The organism is Mycobacterium sp., assembly GCF_052144515.1.
Lineage (GTDB): Bacteria > Actinomycetota > Actinomycetes > Mycobacteriales > Mycobacteriaceae > Mycobacterium.
This window is the reverse complement of record NZ_JBKQQD010000279.1, coordinates 1-18742: the sequence shown is the minus strand read 5'-3', so window position 1 is coordinate 18742 and position 18742 is coordinate 1. Positions and strand designations below refer to the sequence as shown.

The window sequence follows — 18742 nt, the reverse complement described above, 5'->3', positions numbered from 1 at the left end:
TCCGTTACCCGCGAGCATCACGCTAAGGCCTTCCATCCATTGCACCGTCAACGGCCCGCCCGGTCGTGTAGAAGGTGTCTGTGGATGATTTTCACCTCGGTTCAGTCGATCAAGCTCAGCAGCTGGCCAAAGATGCAATGAAGCAACGGTTCCTTACCCGGTCGCTCGTCAAGGGCGAGATCTCGCTGCCAGCAGTTCCGGGCTTGATCGACGAGTACGTGACGATGTGTGCCGACATATTCGCAAGTGTGGGGAGGAAGTTTTCCGACGACGAAATCGCTCATCTCAGGTCGGCGCTCGAGGGCCAGTTGGCCAGCGCCTATTCCGCTTCGCCGCGTTCGAGCGTCGTGATCTCGTACAACGCACCCGTCGGCCCGACCCTGCACTATCAAGTGGACACCCGATGGTGGACGGTGGAGGCTGCCTACGAAGATTGGATTAGCACCCGAGAGCCTCCGCTGTTCGGCACCGAACCCGACGCTAGGGTGTGGGCGCTGGCTAACGAGGCAGCCGATCCCAGGACGCATCCGATCCTCGACATCGGTGCAGGAACCGGGCGCAACGCCCTTGCTCTGGCACGGCGTGGCCACCCGGTCGACGCGGTGGAAATGACCCCGGCGTTCGCCTCGATGATCCGCTCTGACGCCCAACGCGAATCCATCGACCTGCACGTCATCAACCGAGACGTGTTCACGAGTAAGGACGATCTACGGCAGGACTATCAGCTGATTCTGCTCTCCGAGGTGGTATCGGACTTTCGGACTACGCAGCAGTTGCGCAGCCTGTTCGAGCTCGCTGCCCATTCGCTGGCGCGCGGTGGCCGCTTGGTGTTCAACACCTTCCTGCCCCGCGGTAGCTACGCACCCGATGAGGCCGCGCGTGAGTTCGGGCAGCAGACCTACACCACCATCTTCACCCGGTACGAGATGTCGACCGCGGCAGCCGGACTGCCCCTGGAGCTCGTTGCCGATGACTCCGTCTACGACTACGAGAAAGAGCATTTGCCCCTGGGCGCCTGGCCGCCCACCAGCTGGTACGCGGATTGGGTCAGTGGCCAGGACGTGTTCACCATCGAGCGCGATAAGTGCCCGATCGAGATGCGCTGGCTCGTCTACCAGAAGACGCGCTAACGCCGTCAGACCGGCAGCAGCTGATCGATCACCGCGGCCAGCTGCTTGGCGGACCGGCATTCGTGCATCGCGATCACGTCTTGGTAGCGCGGCACCGCCGAGTCTCCACTGCCCCACAGATGTTTGGGCTCGGGATTCAGCCAGTGCGCATGGCGGCTGGCGGTCACCATATCGGCCAGCACGTCGAGGGCCGGATCACGATAGTTGGTGCGCCCGTCCCCGAGCACCAACAGCGAGCTGCGCGGCGACAGCACATTCGGGTGAGCCTGCATGAACGAGACGAACGCATTCCCGTAGTCGGAGTGCCCGTCTCGGCTGTACACACCGGCCTCCCGGGTGATCCGCTGAATCGCCACGGCCAGATCGGCTTCCGGCCCGAACATGTGCGTCACCTCGTCGGTGGTGTCGATGAAGGCGAAGACACGAACACGCGAGAACTGTTGGCGCAGAGCATGTACCAGCAGCAGCGTGAAGTGGCTGAACCCGGCGACCGAACCGGACACGTCGCAGAGCACGACCAATTCCGGCCGCGCCGGGCGTGGTTTAGCCAGCACCAAGTCGATCGGCACACCGCCGGTGGACATCGACTTGCGCAGCGTCTTGCGCAGATCGATCGACCCGGCGCGGGTGCGGCGCCGGCGGGCCGCCAGCCGGGTCGCCAGGGTGCGGGCCAGCGGCGCCACTACCTTTCGCATCTGGCGCAACTGTTCGCCGGACGCGCGCAGGAACTCGACGTTCTCGGAAAGCTGTGGGATGCCGTACATCTGGACGTGATCGCGGCCCAGCTGCTCGGCGGTGCGCCGCTTGGTCTCGGCGTCGACCATTCTACGAAGCTGCGTGATCTTCTGCGCGGCAAGCGCTTTGGCGATCTGCTCCTGGGTAGGGGTGGGTTCGTCGCCGTAGGGGGCCAGCAGTCCCGCCAGCAGCTTGCCCTCCAATTCATCCAGCGCCATCGCCTTCAGCGCCTGATAGGACGAGAATGACGGACCGCGACTGGAGTTGTATTTGCCGTAGGCCTCCACGATCCGGGCGATCATCGCCACCAGCCGCTGGTCCAGGTCGGCGAGCTCGGGATTGTCGGCGAGCAAATCCAGCAGCATCTGGCGCATCGCCTCGACGTCGTCGGGCGGCAGGCCGCTGTCGTCCCCGGCGGCCCCGCCTTCCTCTTCTTCCGTGACCACTGCGCGCGCACCCAATGCCGGGGGAAACCATAGGTCGAACATGGCATCGTAGGTGTCGCGGTGATCCGCCTGGTGCAAGACCGCGCAGGCGATACCCTCGCGCAGCACCTCACGATCACCCAGGCCAAGGGTGGCCATCACCCGGCCGGCATCGACCGTCTCAGACGGGCCCACCGAAATCCCTGCCCCGCGAAGCGCTTCCACGAACCCCACCAGATGCCCGGGCAGCCCGTGCGGGGCGAGCGGCCGGGTGGGTCGGATGCGGCGGGCAGCCATTAATTCAGCCTCAGTTCTCCGGCGGCGCGTTGCTGATCGGATTGGTGCTTGAGCACCACGCCAAGAGTTGCGGCGACGACCGCGTCGTCGATGGTGTCCAGGCCCAGCGCCAGCACCGTGCGACCCCAGTCGATGGTCTCGGCGATGGACGGCAATTTCTTGAGCTGCATCCCGCGCATCACGCCGATGATGCGCACCAGCTCCTCGGCCAGGTGCTCGGGCAGCTCGGGGACCCGCGACAATAGGATGCGGCGTTCCAGGTCAGCACTGGGGAAGTCGATGTGCAGGAACAGACAGCGGCGCTTGAGCGCCTCGGACAGTTCCCGGGTGGCGTTGGAGGTTAACAACACAAACGGCGGGTGCTCCGCGGTGAGCGTGCCCAGTTCTGGGACGGTCACCGCGAAGTCGGACAGCACCTCCAGCAGCAGGCCTTCGATTTCGATGTCGGCCTTGTCGGTCTCGTCGATCAACAGCACCGTCGGCTCGGTGCGCCGGATGGCGGTCAGCAACGGACGCTGCAGCAGGAACTCCTCGGTGAACACATCGGTCTTGGTCGCCTCCCAGTCCCCCGAACCCGACTGGATGCGCAGGATTTGCTTGGCGTGGTTCCACTCGTAGAGCGCACGGGCCTCGTCGACGCCCTCGTAGCACTGCAGCCTGACCAGACCGGACCCGGTGGCCTGGGCGACTGCCCGCGCCAGCTCGGTTTTGCCGACGCCGGCGGGGCCTTCGACCAGCAGCGGCTTACTGAGCCGGTCGGCGAGAAACACCGCTGTCGCGGTGGCGGTGTCCACCAGGTAGCCGGTCTCGGCCAGCCGTCGCGAGACGTCGGCGATGTCGGCGAACAGCGGGGTGGGCCGGGCGGGCACGGTCACAATCGAATTCTCCTAAGCACTCAGGCCGGACGGGTCTGGCCGTCTCCCCACGCGATCCATTTGGTCGAGGTCAATTCGGGCAGTCCCATCGGGCCGCGGGCATGCAGTTTCTGGGTGGAGATGCCGATCTCGGCGCCGAAACCGAACTGCTCACCGTCGGTGAAGGCCGTCGAAGCATTGACCATCACCGCGGCCGAATCGACTCCGTCGGCAAACCGTTGGGCCGCAGCCATATTGGTGGTCACGATGGCCTCGGTGTGTCCGGTGCCGTATTCGTTGATGTGGGCGATCGCGGCGTCGACGCCGTCCACCACCGCCACCGCGATGTCCATCGAAAGATATTCGCGGCGCAGGTCGTCCTCTCCCGCGTCGAGATGCACCGTCACCCCGGCATCGTGCAGGGCGGCCACCAGCCTGGGCATGGCGCGGTCGGCGATCGCCGCGTCGATCAGCAGCGTCTCGGCGGCGTTGCAGACACTGGGCCGGCGGGTCTTGGAGTTCAGCAGGACCCGTTCGGCCACCTCCAGGTCGGCGCCTTCGTCCACGTAGACGTGACAGTTGCCGACACCGGTCTCGATGGTGGGCACCTGCGCATCGCGCACTACCGCGTCGATCAGGCTCGCTCCCCCGCGCGGAATGACCACGTCGACCAAGCCGCGGGCCTGGATGAGGTGGGTAACGGTGGACCGATCGGCGGCCGAAAGCAGCTGGACCGCGTCGGGGGGCAAATCCTCGCTGACCAACGCGGCGCGCAACACGTCGACGAGCGCCTGGTTGGACTTCGCGGCCGACGAGCTCCCGCGCAGCAGCACGGCATTACCGGACTTGAACGCCAAACCGAAAGCGTCGACGGTGACGTTGGGCCGGCCCTCGTAGATCATGCCGACCACGCCCAGCGGAACCCGCTGCTGGCGCAAATGCAGCCCATTGGGCAAGGTGTAGCCGCGCAAGACCTCCCCGACCGGGTCGGGCAGCCCGGCCACCTGGTGTAGACCGGTGGCGATTCCGTCGATGCGGTTCGCGTTCAACGCGAGCCGATCCAGCATCGCGGTCGGTGTGTTGGCGGCCCGGGCGGCGTCGAGATCTTCGGCATTGGCCGCAAGGATGTGCCCGGCGTTGGCCGTGATCGCCTCCGCCGCGGCCTTGAGCGCATGGTCCTTGGCCACGGTCGGCAACAACGCGAGGGCGCGGGCAGCGACGCGGGAGCGGCGCGCAGCGTCGTGGACCTCCTGACGCAAGTCGGACTCCCGCTGCTGTGTCGCTCCGCTTCGGGATGGTCCTTGCAGACTCATTGAACCAGGGTATCGGTCCTTAGCCGGGCAAGTTAGGCTGCCCCACCCGGCCGGGGCGGCCTAGCATCAGGACCGCTGACGCGCCGGCACCTCAGCTGACCCGCTCACCGCGCGCGCCTGCCGCACCTTGCTTCGACGCTCTTCCAGGGTGCGGCCAAACTCTTGTAGCAGCAACGGTTCATGCATCACCAGATTCTCGAGGTGCTCGCGACCGATCACCAACGCGGTCACCTCTTCCAGCGCGTAGGCGCTGGCAAGGTTCGGTTGCCGAGTCAGCGTGGTCAGCCCGAGAAAGGACCCCTCGACCAGCGTGCTGACCGGCACCACCGACCCGTCGTCAGCCGTCGCGGTCAGCTGAACCCGCCCGGACACCAGGAACGTCATCCCTGCCGGCACCTGACCGGCGTACTCCACGATCTCGTCGGCGCCGTACCGGAAGATCTTCGCGCACGAGTGCAGCGACCGCTGGTTCTCAGCGCTGAGCCGCAATGCCGGCGCCACCACGGTGCGCAATGCATGCTCCACTCGTTCGGCCGTCGAGAAGTCGTCGTCGGCGTCGTCGAGGTGCAGGTTCTCCCGTCGTGCGGCGTACCAGGCCCACCGCAGAAATGTTGCCTTCGCGGCGCTAGCGTCAGCGGGTGAGCTCAGCCCGATCGACGTGCCGTACTCGGCGGCGCCGAGCGGTACCGAGCGGGGCACACTGCCAGCCTTGAGCTGCGGCAACGCGCGGGCAACATCCGACAGCATCGCGCAGACCCGGTCGGGTGGGTCGGCGCTGGAGAATGTCGTCGTCACCGCCAATTTGTGGGTGCCGGGCGGGCGACTGAGATTTGTGAACGAGGTGGTGGCCAGCATCGAGTTCGGCATGATCCGCATGCCGCTACCGGTGTCGATGTGCACGGCGCGCCAGTTCACCTCGACAACGCGCCCCCGCGCCGTCCCCGTGTCCAGCCAGTCATCGATCCGGAAGGGCTGCTCGAACAGCATGAACAAGCCCGATACGACCTGGCCGACGGAGTTCTGCAGCATCAGTCCGATGACGACCGACGTGACGCCCAGCGCGGTGAAAAGTCCGCCGATCCGCACACCCCAGATGTACGACAGCATCAGCGCCAGACCGACGCCGATCACAGCGAAGCGGGCCACGTCGCGGAAGATGGTGGGTAGCCGTTTGCGCCAGCTCTTTTCGGGCGCGCTCTCGAACACGGTTGCATTCAGCCCCGACAACAACAGGACCAGCACCAACATGCCGAACACCGTGGTGAGGATTCGCACCGGGATGTCTCGGGCCGGGACCTCCGAGGCCTGGACAAGCAGCAGCAAAAGCGCACCGAGCGGCAGCAGGTAGTTGCGCACCAGGCTCACCTGCCTGGCCAGACGGCGGTTTCTGCGGACGAGTAGGTCGTGCAGCTCAGTGAGAAGGATCAGCCCGACCGGTAATCCGATCGCAATCCCGATCGCCCAGTAGAACCACGGGTCGTCCCACGTATTCATCAGCGCTCCAACAAGCGGTAGATCGCCTGATCGGTACCTCCGACCGAAATCGTTCCGACCGGCGCGAACTGTCGGACTTCCCGCATCGCGTCATACACCTGCGAGCTGACATAGATGCCGGGCTGCGGTGCGCCACTGTGCATTTGGTAGGCAAGGCTTACCGCGCCGCCCCACATGTCATAGACCAGGCTGGAGCGGCCCACCAGCCCGCTCACGACGTTGCCGGTATTGACGCCGACCCGAAGGCCCAACTGGTGGCCGGTTTCGCTGTTGAACCGGTCGATGATGCGGCCGATTTCCAGGGCGAAGTCAACGCTGCGGTGAATGCTGTCCAGCCGAGGGGTGACAACCCCACAGCTGGCGAGATAGCCGTTGTGGAACGTGCGAATCCGTTCGACGCCAAGGGATTCGGCGGCCGAATCAAACTGCCGGAACAGTTCGTCGACAATCCCGACCAATTGATCCCCCGGCAGATCGTTGGAGATTTCGTCGAGGCCAACGATGTCGGCATAGATAATGGCGACGTCCTGGTGCTTCTGGGCGATGTTCTCCTCACCCTCGCGATAACGTTGCACCACCGACTCGGGCATCAGCGCCAGCAAGAGGCGGTCGTTTTCCCGGCGCTGCTCGTTGAGCAGTTCTTCCTTGATCCCTAGATTCCGGCTCATCTCGTTGAAAGCCGCTGTGAGGTCGCCGATTTCGTCTCGTGCCATTACCGGAATGTTGATGTCGTAATCGCCGGAACTGATCTTTCGCGTGCCCTCCTCGAGGCGCCGGACCGGCCGCACCGCTGCTTGGGCGATGATCAGCGAGGCCACGCAGATGGCGAAAACCATCGCCGTGACGGCAATCACGAGCCCTTTGCTGAACCGACCCAGCCGCGCAAAAGCATCGGAGTTGTCTCGCGTCGCCAGCACCGACCAATGCAGATCGGAGTTCGGCACGATCAACGGCGCATAGGCCTCCAACTCCCTGTTGCCCAGGTAATCGGTGGCGCTGACAACTCCGGTCTCTCCGCGCTGGGCGGCGCGAAGACCCGCGGTCGCCACCGGCTGCACCAGCGTCGTGCCACCCAACCGGATCGCTCGGTCCACGACATCCGGTGGCGTACCCGCGTCGATAGCCTCGCGCCGGTATTCCTTCGGGTCTTCTACGAAAAGCCGCGAATCAGAACGCATCAAGTTATCGGGACCCGCCAAATACGTTTCGGTCGCGGTGCCCATGCCCGCGGCTTGCCAGTGCTTGTCGGCGGTCATGATCTTGTTGATCTTCGCGATCGGCACCGGCAAGGCCATGAGCCCGTTGAATTTGCCGTTCATGCCGACCGGCGAGACCACCCACGCCGTGGGCTCGTCGAGGTGTGGCTGATACGGCTGAAAGTCGGTGATCCAGGCGAAGTCGACGTCGTTGGAGGCCAAAGCTTTTTGGTATGCGTCGCGCAGATTTGATTCGCGGTAGGGGCCGGCGAGGATGTTGGTCCCGAGATCGGGACCCTTCATGACGCTGTAGACGACATTGCCTTGCATGTCCAGCAGCAGCGCGTCCCGGTAATCGAAGCGGGTGACAATACCGCGCATGTAGAAATCGAAGCGGGCATTGGCCGCCGACCATGGGCTGCCGTCGCCGGCGTCCACGACGGGCAGCGAGTTGGCGGTCGGTCTGGGCGGTGCGGTGTAGTACGCCTGAACATATCGCTGAGCGTTGGAACTGGGCAGAACCGCGTTGAGATCGATACCGTCACCGGTCGCCCGTTTGATCGGCTGGATCATCTCGTTGTCGTAATAGTTGACGAGCGCCTCCTGTTGCGCGGGAGTGATCGTGGCGTTGGCCAATTGGGCGAAGCCCTCGGTGAGCGCCGTCGTAGCCTGGTTGATACTGAATCCGCCGCTGTAGACGATCAGCGAATTCGTCACCTCCCTGAACAGCGCCTCCACCGCCCGCTTCTGGGACTCGCGCAACTCGATCAACCGCTCGGACTCGACTTCCCGCAACGCGCTGCGGCCGGATACAGCCCCGATGAGGCCGATCACCGCCACGCCCAAGATGCTCGACAACAGCAATGCCACCAGGATCTTGGACTGGATACCGAACCGGAAACGCGTCCACACCAGAGGCCGGCGCGTACGCTTGGGGGGCTTTTGAGCCGGCGCGGTCTCTGCGTCCGGTACCCGGTCTGTTGCTTGGGCCGACGTCAATCAATTTCCCCCTTGTCCGAGAGGATTCAGCATCGCTAACGCAGCAGACTAGCGCGCGGATCTAAAGAAAATGGCGTTTGTCGTATAGCAATTGGACAAATACTGTGGCGCACGGAATCGCCTCGTACGTTTCAAAGGCCGAGAACGACTAACGTCTGCGGGATGGCACGGGTTTGCGTGGTAGGCAGCGTGAACATGGACATCACCTTCGGTGTCGATACCCTTCCGCGTCCGGGCGAGACGGTACTGGCCTCGTCGATGAGCCACGCACCCGGCGGCAAGGGCGGTAATCAGGCAGTGGCGGCGGCACGTGCGGGCGCACGGGTTCAGTTTGTCGGCGCGGTCGGCGACGACGCTGCCGCTGACCCATTGCGAGCGCACCTCCTGGCCAACGATGTTGGACTGGACGGGACCGTAGGGGTGCCCGGACCGAGCGGCACGGCGATCATCGTGGTCGATGCCGGCGCCGAGAACACCATCGTGGTAGCGCCGGGCGCCAACGGGCACCTGACGATGGCACAGGCGGCCGTGCGCGCGGTGGTTGCCGACTGCGATGTGTTGTTGACCCAGTTGGAGATTCCGGTGGCGACGGCGGTGGCGGCGGCACGGGAAGCCCGGTCCGCCGGAGCGGTCGTCATGGTCAATGCCTCACCGGCCGGTCAGGACCCGAGCGCGCTGGCAGAACTGGCGGCTCTCGCGGAGGTCGTGATCGCCAACGAATCCGAGGCGGGCGAATGGCCGCGGCAGCCAAGCCATTTCGTGGTTACGCTGGGCGCGCGCGGCGCCCGCTACATCGGCCCGGACGGAGAGTTCGCGGTACCGGCCCCAGCAGTAAAGGCAGTGGACACGACCGGGGCCGGCGACGTGTTCGCCGGTGTGCTGGCCGCCAATTGGCCCAGCGACCCGGGTACTAACCCCGCGTTGAAGGCCCAGCGTTTGCACGCCTTGCAGCGCGCCTGCGCCGCGGGTGCGTTGGCGACACTGGTGCCCGGCGCCGGTGACTGCGCGCCGGACGCCGAAGCGATCGAACGGATTAGCTGCTGATCGCGGGTGCTAGCGGGACTCGCGGCGCACGTCGTGGGTGATCGCCATACCGTCACCGGTTTCCAGCTCGGCCGCCGACTGACTCATCACCACACGACTGCGGTTCGGCGACAACAGAACAGACACGTAGTGATGCGGCGCGCCACCCACGAACGCCAGACGGTTGAGGCGCAGCAGCGCGGCGCCGATCGCCGTGTCGAGCAGGTTTGCATTGCGCGGGCCGGCGATCTCGGCGGTGATTTCATGCTGCACACGGTCCACGACGACTCCGGCATCCGCGAGCAGTTCGTACAGTGCGGCGCGCAGCAACGCGGATTCGGTCAACGTGTCCGCCAGATGCGCTGGCAGCCAGGCATCGGTCACGATCAACGGCTCACCCGTCCTGCGTTGCCGCCGCACCCGAACGATGTGCAGCAGCTCACTGGAACTCTCGAGGGCCTCGGCGATGGGCCGCGGTGGGCGCCGCGTGTCGAGTTCGACCACGTCGACCTCGGTTTCGAACTGCGTCTGCCGCAGTCCATCCATATACGAACGCCCCGCCAATAACGTATCCGTCGGCTCCGACGGAGCGTGCTCGCGCACAAAGGAACCGACGCCCTGCCTGCGCTCGATGTATCCCTGTTCGGCGAGATCCGCCAATGCCCGCCGCACGGTGATACGGGACACCCCGAATTGGTCGCACAGCGTCTGTTCGGTGGGCAACGCGTCGCCGGGAGCAATGACGCCCCGGTCAATCTCATCGTGCAGCACCAAAAACAGTTGCCGATGCAACGGCACCCCGGCGTCAGTCGACAGCACGGTCATCAATGTTTCCACACCGCCCCTCTTGCGCGGCCCTGTTAATTGTTATATGTATATAACAACAAGGCAAGTACGAGGAGCGCGGAGATCCCATGACCGCAGTGCACCCGCAGGCCGCCACCGATCCGGACGGGCCGACCGGAAGACTGGCCACCTGGGTCGCCGACCTCACGCTCGACCAGGTCCCGCACCACGTCGTCGAGCGAGCCAAACACCTCCTGCTCGACGGCCTGGGTTGTGCCCTGGTCGGCGCCCAACTGCCGTGGTCGCGCGTCGCCACCGAAGCGGTGCTCGGCCTGGAAGGCAACGGCGACACCCTCGTTATCGGCACCGGCCAGGTCACCAGCGCGCCCGCGGCCGCCGTGCTGAACGGCACGTTCATCCAGGGGTTCGAACTCGACGACTTCCATCCCTTGGCACCGCTGCACAGCTGCTCGCTGCTCATTCCGGCGCTGTCCACGGCGACAACGCGGCCGGAAACAACCCCCGGTGCCGAATTCCTGCTCGCGGCGATCGCCGGCTTCGAAGTGGGCCCGCGAGTCGGGTACACGCTGCACGGCACCCAGATGCTGGACCGCGGCTGGCACTCGGGACCCGTCTTTGGCACCCACTCGGCGGCGATGGCGTCGGGCAAGCTGCGCGGCCTGCGGCCGGCGCAATTGGAGGACGCCCTCGGCTTGGCCGGCACCCAGTCGGCCGGTTTGATGGCCGCGCAGTACGAGGCGATGAGCAAGCGCATGCACCACGGTTTCGCGGCGCGCAACGGCTTTTACGCGGCGGGCCTTGCGGCGGGCGGCTATACCGGCATCAAGCGGGTGTTCGAGCGCGAATATGGTGGATTCCTCAGCGTTTTCGGTGAGGGCCATGATCCCGATGCCTCGCTGCTAACCGCCCAACTCGGCCAGCGCTGGGAGACCACGATCATCATGGTCAAGTCCTACGCCGCCATGGGCGGGCTGCACGGCGCCATCGACGCGGCCCGACAATTGTGTAGTTCGGTTGCGCCCGAGGATATCTCGAAGGTCGACATCACCGTCGGCGAGACCGTCTACAAGCACGGTTGGTGGGTGCCGCAGCGGCCACTGACGCCGATCGGCGCTCAGATGAATATCGGGTACGCGACGGCCGCGGCGCTGCTCGACGGCACCGTGTTGCCCGAGCAGTTCACCCCCAGCCGCCTGGATTCCGACGACATCTGGTCGCTGATCGCGGCAACCACGGTGCACCTCGACGCATCGCTGGCCCATGCCGACATCACCGAAAAGTTCCGCACCGACGTCGCGGTCACCACACGGGACGGCGCGGTGCACCGCGCCTGCGTCGACGTGCCGCACGGCGCGCCCCCCGACCCGGTCACCGACGACGAACTCGTCGCGAAGTTCCACGCGCTCGCCGACCGCGTCACCAGCAGCCCACGTGCCGAAGCGATTGAGCGCGCGGTCGTCGGCCTCGAGGACCTCGACAACGTCAACTACCTGGTAGATCTGCTGGCCGCGCCCGTCGCGGGCGCATTGCACTGACACTGGACTGACACTGGACTGACACTGCACTGAAAGGAACAGGCATGGCTACCACCCCGGCCCGTCAGCGGCTCAAAGATCTGCTCGACAAGCGCGAACTCGTCATAGCGCCAGGGGTTTTCGACGGCATCTCCGCGCAGCTGACCAAACGCACCGGCCACACTGCGGCGTACATGACCGGGGCGGGAGTTGCGGCCTCAGGTTTCGGCCTGCCCGATATAGGGCTGGTCACCGCGACCGAAATGGCTGACCGCGTCCGGGTGATCACGGACGCACTGGGCGATATCCCGCTCATCGCCGACGCGGACACCGGCTACGGCGCACCGATGAACGTGGTACGCACCGTCCGTTCCTACGACGCGGCCGGGGTGGCCGCGATCCAATTGGAAGACCAGGTATTCCCCAAGCGATGCGGCCATCTGGCGGGCAAGCAGGTGGTCGACGCGGCGGTCTTCGAACAGACGCTCGCCGCCGCGCTGGACGCCCGTTCCGATGACGACCTGCTCGTGGTGGCCCGTACCGACGCGCGCGCCCCGCTGGGATTGGACGCAGCGATCGAGCGGGCCAACCGATACGCGCAAGCCGGTGCGGACGTCATCTTCGTCGAGGCGCCGCAGAACGCCGGCGAAATCGAGCGCATCGCAAGCGAAGTCGCCGCTCCCCTGCTGATCAATCTGGTGCTCGGCGGCATGACACCGTTGGAGTCGGCGTCGCGGCTGCAGGAGCTGGGTTACGCGATCGCGATCCATCCGGGCAACCTGCTGATGCGCGCGACTTTCGGCATGCTGCAAAGCCTCTGCGAGCTCAACGGCACCGACATCGCTGCGCACACGCCGACTAGCCCCGCCGACTTCTTCAATCTTCTCGGCATGGACGAGTGGCTGGACCTCGACGCCCGGTATGCGCGCAAGGACCCCTCATGGGCATGACCATCATCGAAAAGATCTTCGCGCGCAAGGCCGGCCTGGACTCCGTCTCGGTCGGTGACACCGTTGTGGTGGATGTCGACATGACCGTCTTGATCGACCTGCAGTTCGCCACCATGTGGATTGCGCCCAAACGCATCAACGATCCCGACAAGCTGGCCGTCATCATGGACCACGCCGTACCGGCGCCAACCATCAAGGACGCCGCCGGCGGTGGGCATGCCCGAAAATTCGTCGCCGACTTCGGCATCAAGCGTTTCTACGATGTCGGCCGGCACGGCATCTGCCACCAAGTCATCGCCGAGAACGGGCTGGCGCGCCCGGGAGAGATTCTGGCCTGCACCGACTCTCACACATGCGCCGCCGGCGCCTACAACACCGCGGCCCGTGGGCTGGGGCCCGCCGAGGTGTATTCGATCATGTGCACCGGAACCACCTGGTTCCAGGTCGCGCCGACCGTCCGCTATGAACTCGAGGGTCGCAAACCAGACACGGTGAGCGGCAAGGACATCTTCTTGCATATCGCCAACGAGTACGGCGACGCCGCCAACCTGAACCTGGAGTTCGGCGGCCCGGGCCTGGCCGGCATTCCGATGCACGACCGGCGCACCATCGCAACCCAGGGCGCCGAGGTGTCGGCCGATTTCAGCACCTTCGAAGCCGACGACGTCTTGACCCGGTTTCTCGACGACGCCGGGGTGACCGGATACACCGCGGCCACACCGGATCCCGACGCCACCTATCACGACGTCCGGCACGTCGACATGGCGACGCTGGAGCCCTATGTGGCGCGGCCGGGCACCGTCAGCCGCAACGGGCTGCCGGTCTCCCGGTTGGACCGCCAGAAGGTCGACCAGGCGTTCATCGGCTCCTGCGCGAACGGTCAACTCGAGGACCTCGAGATCGCCGCACGGGTGTTGCGCGGCAAGACCGTAGCTGCGGGGGTGCGCCTGCTCGTCACGCCCGCCTCGCAGGCGGTGTACCGGCAAGCCATGCGGCTGGGCTACCTGCAGGACATCGCCGATGCGGGTGGCGTCATCACCAACTCCACCTGCGGCGCCTGTTTCGGCTACCACATGGGTGTGCTCGGACCCGGGGAGGTATGCATCACCTCCAGCACCCGTAACTTCACCGGACGGATGGGCAGCCCCGAGGCCAAGATCTTCATGGCCTCACCGGCAACCGTCGCCGCATCCGCGATCACCGGATACATCACCGACCCACGGAGTGTGACGGTATGACGCTCGCTTTCACGGGCAAGGTCTGGGTGTTCGGCGACAACCTGAACACCGACGCCATGTACCCCGCCTTCGCGATGAAGATGGAACCGGCGGAGGCGGCCAAACACATCTTCTACGAGATCCGCCCCGGCTGGACCGATCAGGTATCGCCGGGCGATATCGTGCTGGCCGGCAAGAACTTCGGGCTCGGATCGTCACGCCCGGTCGCGTACCTGTTCACCGAGCTGGGCATCGCCGGACTGGTCGCCGAGGAATTCAACTCGCTGTTTTTCCGCAATGCCGTCAACGCCGGCTTGCCGGCCATGACCGTGCCCGACGCCACCACCGTCTTCACCGAAAGTGACACCGGAACCTTCGACCTGTCCGAAGGCACGTGGCGCAACGACACGACTGGAGCATCTGGTACGGTTCCCAAACTGCCCGACCTGATCCTGGACATCATCGAAAGCGGAGGCGTCATGCCCCGATTGGCGGCGCAGGGTTACCTGCCGGCCGAACTCGGCGACCTGCTGCGCTCCAGCACCGTCGCGATGCGCGGCGCCGGAAGCGGCGCGTGATGGCGCTGCTGGGAAGGCTTTTTCGCCGCATCCGTGCCGGCGAGCGACGTAGTCCGTTGTCCAGCAGCGGATTTGATGCGCCATCCTCCATCGCCGTCACCAGCGCGGCGTTCACCGATGGTGGCCCGATGCCGCAGTCCAGCGCGGGCAAGGGCTCAGGAAAAGGGTTAGGTGACAACACGTCACCGGCGCTGCACTGGTCTGGCCTGCCGCCGCAGACCCGGCAGGTGGTGCTCATCATCGACGACGTCGATGTTCCGCTGCCGCGCCCGCTGCTGCACACCATCGCGGTGATCGACCCAACGATTGACCACGTGACCGCGGGTTCCTTGCAACCCGGCTGCACGGGAATGCGTTTCATCCGAGCGGATTTGGGTCACCGCGGCTATGCCGGCCCACGCCCGATTCCCGGCCACGGGCCGCACCACTACCGGTTTCACGTGTTCGCGATCGACGACACCATTCCGGGCGGTGTCACCAGAGCCAAGTCGCTGCTGGCGGCTATGAGCGGCCACGTGCTGGCCCGCGGCATGCTGACCGGTACCTATCAGCGTTAGACCCGACTAATCCTCGGGGACCTCGCGTTCGATTTCGTCGAGCCAGATGCGCGCGGACATATCTGATGGTGCTCGCCAATCCCCGCGCGGCGACAACGCACCTCCATGAGATACCTTGGGGCCGTTGGGCAACGCCGAGCGTTTGAACTGGCTGAACGAGTAGAATCGCTGCACAAAGATCTGCAGCCAGTGCCGAATCTCCTTGAGTGAGTAGAACGGTCGCTTATCCTCGGGGAATCCCGCCGGCCAATCGCCGTGCTCCGGGTCGTTCCATGCATGCCAGGCCAAGAACGCAATCTTGGACGGCCGGAAGCCGTAGCGCAGGACGTGGAACAGCGAAAAATCCTGCAGGGCAAACGGCCCGACTTTCGCCTCGCTGCTCTGCAGCTCTTCCTCCTCACCGGTCGGAATAAGTTCCGGGGTGATTTCGGTGTCGAGCACCGACTGCAGAACTTCGTCCACCTCCGACTCGAATTGCCCTGACGAGATGACCCAGCGGATCAGGTGCTGGATCAGCGTTTTGGGCACGCCGGCGTTGACGTTGTAGTGCGACATCTGGTCGCCGACTCCGTACGTCGACCAGCCCAGCCCCAGCTCGGAGAGGTCACCGGTGCCCAACACGATGCCGCCGCGCTGGTTGGCCAGCCGGAAGAGATAATCGGTGCGCAGGCCGGCCTGGACGTTCTCAAAGGTGACGTCGTAGACCTTTTGGCCGTCCGAGACCGGATGGCCGATCTCCTCGAGCATCAGCCGGGCGGTGTCGCGGATGTCGATTTCCTCGAATGTGACACCCAGCGCATGCGCGAGCCTGGTCGCGTTGTTCTTGGTGCGATCTCCCGTCGCGAATCCGGGCAGCGTGAATGCCAGAATGTCGCTGCGCGGGCGACCTTCTCGGTCCATCGCGCGCGCGGCGACGATCAGCGCGTGGGTCGAGTCCAACCCGCCGGAAACACCGATGACGACCTTCGGATATTTCAGCGCACGCAACCGCTGCTCCAGCCCGGAGACCTGGATGTTGTAGGCCTCATAGCAATCCTGTTGCAGCCGTTGCGGATCGGCCGGCACGAACGGAAAACGCTCAATCTCCCGCCGCAGCCCGATGTCACCGGCCGGTGGGTCGAGCCGGAACTCAATGCGCCGGAATGACTCCGTCAGCATCCGGTGGTGCCGCCGGTTATCGTCGAACGTCCCCATCCGCAGCCGTTCCGAGCGGAGCAGTTCGGTGTCCACGTCGGCAACCGAGCGTCGCTCTCCCTTGGGGAAGCGCTCGGATTCTGCGAGCAGCACGCCGTTCTCCCAGATCATCGTCTGCCCATCCCAGGCCAGGTCGGTTGTCGATTCACCCTCCCCGGCGGCGGCGTAGACGTAAGCGGCCAGGCACCGCGACGACGCCGAGCGGGCCAGCAGGCGACGGTCTTCGGCGCGGCCGATCGTGATCGGGCTGCCGGAGAGGTTGGCCAGCACCGTCGCACCCGACAATGCCGCTTCGGCGCTCGGCGGGATCGGCACGAACATGTCTTCGCAGATCTCCACGTGCAGCACCAATCCGGGCAGGTCGGCTGCGGCGAAGAGCAGGTCGGGACCGAACGGGGCCGCTATGTCGCCGATGCGGATGACGCCGCGCTCGCCGTCCCCGGGCGCGAGTTGACGGCGCTCGTAGAACTCCCGGTAGGTGGGCAAGTACGACTTGGGCGCGACGCCCAACACGGAGCCACGGTGAATGATGACCGCGGTGTTGTAGATGCGGTGCCGGTGTCGCAGCGGCGCGCCGACCACCAGGACGGATTGCAGATCGGTGGATGCGACCACGACGTTCAGCAGTGCGTCCTCGACCGAGTCGAGCAACGAATCCTGCAGCAAGACGTCCTCGATGGAGTAGCCCGACAGTGTCAACTCGGGGAAGACGGCCAACGCCACGCTGTCGTCGTGGCACTCGCGCGCCAACCCCAAGACCGACTCAGCGTTGGCCGCCGGGTCGCCGATCGTGGTGTGGTGCGTGCACGCGGCGACCCGGACAAAACCCTGGCTGTAGCTGTTGTAGAAATCCATCACCTCTATTGTCGCCTAGCAGGGCCTTAAGACCCCAATCAGCTCGCAAAACTCGCCTCGTCTGCCGCCTCCTCCTCGTGAATGCCTAGGCTCGAGTTTGTGAAGTCCTCCGAATCCCCGGACCTCGTCGCGCTGTTGGAGGGACGCCGGTTTGCGGCGCTGACGGGTGCCGGGATCTCCACCGACTCGGGCATTCCCGACTATCGGGGACCTGATTCCCCGCCGAGCAATCCGATGACGATCCGCCAGTTCACGTCGGATCCCGTCTTCCGGCAGCGGTACTGGGCACGCAACCACGTCGGCTGGCGGCACATGGACGAAACCCTGCCCAATGCGGGGCACCGGGCGCTGGCCGCGCTCGAGCACGCCGGCGCGGTGACCGGCGTGATCACGCAGAACGTCGACCTGTTGCACACCAAGGCCGGCAGCACAAACGTGGTGAACCTGCACGGCACCTACGCGCGGGTGATCTGCTTAGGCTGCGGCCGCACGATGAGCCGCGCCGCGCTGGCCGAACAGCTCGAGGCCATGAACCCGGGATTCATCGAGCGCGCCGAGGCCATCGGCGGACTGGCGGTGGCTCCCGACGCCGACGCCTCAATATCGCCGGCCGCCGACACCGCGTCATTCCGCTACCTCGACTGTCCGCGCTGCGCCGGCATGCTCAAGCCCGAGATCGTGTATTTCGGCGAGACTGTACCGAAAGAGATTGTGGCCTGGGCTTATTCACTCGTGGACGAAGCTGAGGCGTTATTGGTCGCAGGCTCCTCGCTGACTGTGTTCTCCGGCTACCGGTTCGTCCGCCATGCCGCCGCACTGGGCATCCCCGTCGCTATCGTCAACCGCGGGCGCACCCGCGGCGACGACCTGGCCACGGTCAAGGTCGACGGCGGATGCTCCGAAATGCTGGTGTTGCTGGCCTGCGAGCTCACGTTGCCGGGCATCGCGGCACAAACACCATTGTTCTAGAGAAGCCTTTACGTAACTGATAATTGCCGACTTTGGGGCATCCGCGACGACTGCGATGTTTCGTGATCCCGGCAAGCGCAGACGTCCGCTGGGCTCGGTGGGCAAGCTACACACAAAAGGACCCAGCCCACTACGGGCTGGGTCCAGATTTCGGTGTGGACTTAGCGGCAGAAGCCCGGGTACCAGTACACCGGAATGCCGTTGTGGTACACCTGGCAATACACCCGCTCCGGGGCGTGGTTGACCGGGGCGGCGTTGGCCGTACCGGCGAGTCCGAAGGCGGCCAGTCCGAGGCCGGAGGCCAGTAGGGCCGAGCCGGTGGCGGTGCGAGCGATGGTGCGAATGCGGTTGTTGAACATTGGTGTCACTTTCTGTGGGTATGTTTGTCGGTGCTGACACTCAAAGAATTCCGCCCGGCCCTTGCCAAATCCTTGGAAAATCCTTGTCGTCCATCGAGACCAATCTGGTCTGTCTCGACTGGCAGAGGTTGTCCCGGGTCTCGTGGAAGTTGAGGTGGCGGTCCCCCGCTTGATTCCTGCCGTGTAGGTGTCGGGCGTTCCGCCAAAGAACACCAACAGCAAGGGGACCGCCGTGAAGAAGAGTAGCCAAATCCAGCCTGCAGACGCGAGCGCGTT

At 65.2% G+C, this 18742-nt stretch carries 16 protein-coding genes; 8 read left to right on the top strand and 8 right to left on the bottom strand.

Going from position 1 to position 18742, the window contains the following annotated elements; genetic code table 11:
- Window positions 1–137: 137 nt before the first annotated feature.
- A complete protein-coding gene (locus tag ACLP9N_RS18185) occupies window positions 138–1130 on the top strand; it encodes a class I SAM-dependent methyltransferase (RefSeq protein WP_442408754.1) in 993 nt (330 codons plus the stop codon).
- Window positions 1131–1135: 5 nt separating this feature from the next.
- Here ACLP9N_RS18185 and ACLP9N_RS18180 read toward each other — a convergent pair whose 3' ends face one another.
- The 5 genes from ACLP9N_RS18180 to ACLP9N_RS18160 all read right to left on the bottom strand — a co-directional run bounded on the left by ACLP9N_RS18180 (window position 1136) and on the right by ACLP9N_RS18160 (window position 8443).
- Complete coding sequence (locus ACLP9N_RS18180) at window positions 1136–2587, bottom strand: vWA domain-containing protein (RefSeq protein ID WP_442408724.1); 1452 nt, start codon at window positions 2585–2587, stop codon at window positions 1136–1138.
- A complete protein-coding gene (locus ACLP9N_RS18175) occupies window positions 2587–3462 on the bottom strand; it encodes an AAA family ATPase (protein WP_442408723.1) in 876 nt (291 codons plus the stop codon). The genes ACLP9N_RS18180 and ACLP9N_RS18175 overlap by 1 nt, the downstream gene beginning before the upstream one ends.
- A 20-nt stretch (window positions 3463–3482) precedes the next feature.
- Complete coding sequence (locus tag ACLP9N_RS18170) at window positions 3483–4754, bottom strand: glutamate-5-semialdehyde dehydrogenase (protein WP_442408722.1); 1272 nt, start codon at window positions 4752–4754, stop codon at window positions 3483–3485.
- A gap of 66 nt (window positions 4755–4820) precedes the next feature.
- Complete coding sequence (locus ACLP9N_RS18165) at window positions 4821–6248, bottom strand: mechanosensitive ion channel family protein (RefSeq protein ID WP_442408721.1); 1428 nt, start codon at window positions 6246–6248, stop codon at window positions 4821–4823.
- Window positions 6248–8443: an adenylate/guanylate cyclase domain-containing protein gene (locus ACLP9N_RS18160; protein ID WP_442408720.1), complete on the bottom strand. Its 2196-nt coding sequence runs from the start codon at window positions 8441–8443 to the stop codon at window positions 6248–6250. Before ACLP9N_RS18160 ends, ACLP9N_RS18165 begins: the two co-directional genes overlap by 1 nt.
- 162 nt (window positions 8444–8605) lie before the next feature.
- Between ACLP9N_RS18160 and ACLP9N_RS18155 the strand changes: the two genes are divergently transcribed.
- Window positions 8606–9487 carry a ribokinase gene (locus ACLP9N_RS18155; RefSeq protein WP_442408719.1) on the top strand — a complete coding sequence of 294 codons (882 nt, stop codon included), beginning with the start codon at window positions 8606–8608 and terminating at the stop codon, window positions 9485–9487.
- A gap of 9 nt (window positions 9488–9496) precedes the next feature.
- Here ACLP9N_RS18155 and ACLP9N_RS18150 read toward each other — a convergent pair whose 3' ends face one another.
- Entirely contained in the window at window positions 9497–10291 is a 795-nt protein-coding gene (locus ACLP9N_RS18150) for a GntR family transcriptional regulator (protein ID WP_442408753.1), read from the bottom strand.
- An 89-nt stretch (window positions 10292–10380) separates the two neighbouring features.
- Between ACLP9N_RS18150 and ACLP9N_RS18145 the strand changes: the two genes are divergently transcribed.
- Genes ACLP9N_RS18145 through ACLP9N_RS18125 form a run of 5 tightly spaced genes read left to right on the top strand, consistent with a single transcriptional unit; the run spans window position 10381 to window position 15089 of the window.
- Window positions 10381–11808, top strand: coding sequence for an MmgE/PrpD family protein (locus tag ACLP9N_RS18145; RefSeq protein WP_442408718.1), 1428 nt, complete (start codon window positions 10381–10383; stop codon window positions 11806–11808).
- Between the two features lie 44 nt (window positions 11809–11852).
- Window positions 11853–12737: an isocitrate lyase/PEP mutase family protein gene (locus tag ACLP9N_RS18140; protein WP_442408717.1), complete on the top strand. Its 885-nt coding sequence runs from the start codon at window positions 11853–11855 to the stop codon at window positions 12735–12737.
- Window positions 12728–13975: a 3-isopropylmalate dehydratase large subunit gene (locus tag ACLP9N_RS18135; protein WP_442408716.1), complete on the top strand. Its 1248-nt coding sequence runs from the start codon at window positions 12728–12730 to the stop codon at window positions 13973–13975. The genes ACLP9N_RS18140 and ACLP9N_RS18135 overlap by 10 nt, the downstream gene beginning before the upstream one ends.
- Window positions 13972–14532 carry a LeuD/DmdB family oxidoreductase small subunit gene (locus ACLP9N_RS18130; RefSeq protein ID WP_442408715.1) on the top strand — a complete coding sequence of 187 codons (561 nt, stop codon included), beginning with the start codon at window positions 13972–13974 and terminating at the stop codon, window positions 14530–14532. The genes ACLP9N_RS18135 and ACLP9N_RS18130 overlap by 4 nt, the downstream gene beginning before the upstream one ends.
- Entirely contained in the window at window positions 14532–15089 is a 558-nt protein-coding gene (locus tag ACLP9N_RS18125; protein WP_442408714.1) for a YbhB/YbcL family Raf kinase inhibitor-like protein, read from the top strand. Before ACLP9N_RS18130 ends, ACLP9N_RS18125 begins: the two co-directional genes overlap by 1 nt.
- A gap of 6 nt (window positions 15090–15095) precedes the next feature.
- Here the strand turns inward: ACLP9N_RS18125 and ACLP9N_RS18120 are convergent, their stop codons facing one another.
- Entirely contained in the window at window positions 15096–17138 is a 2043-nt protein-coding gene (locus ACLP9N_RS18120; protein WP_442408713.1) for an NAD(+) synthase, read from the bottom strand.
- Window positions 17139–17237: 99 nt separating this feature from the next.
- Here ACLP9N_RS18120 and ACLP9N_RS18115 point away from each other — a divergent pair, with 99 nt between their 5' ends.
- Entirely contained in the window at window positions 17238–18107 is an 870-nt protein-coding gene (locus ACLP9N_RS18115; RefSeq protein WP_442408712.1) for an SIR2 family NAD-dependent protein deacylase, read from the top strand.
- Between the two features lie 161 nt (window positions 18108–18268).
- Here ACLP9N_RS18115 and ACLP9N_RS18110 read toward each other — a convergent pair whose 3' ends face one another.
- A complete protein-coding gene (locus tag ACLP9N_RS18110; protein ID WP_442408711.1) occupies window positions 18269–18466 on the bottom strand; it encodes a hypothetical protein in 198 nt (65 codons plus the stop codon).
- Between the last annotated feature and the right edge of the window lie 276 nt (window positions 18467–18742).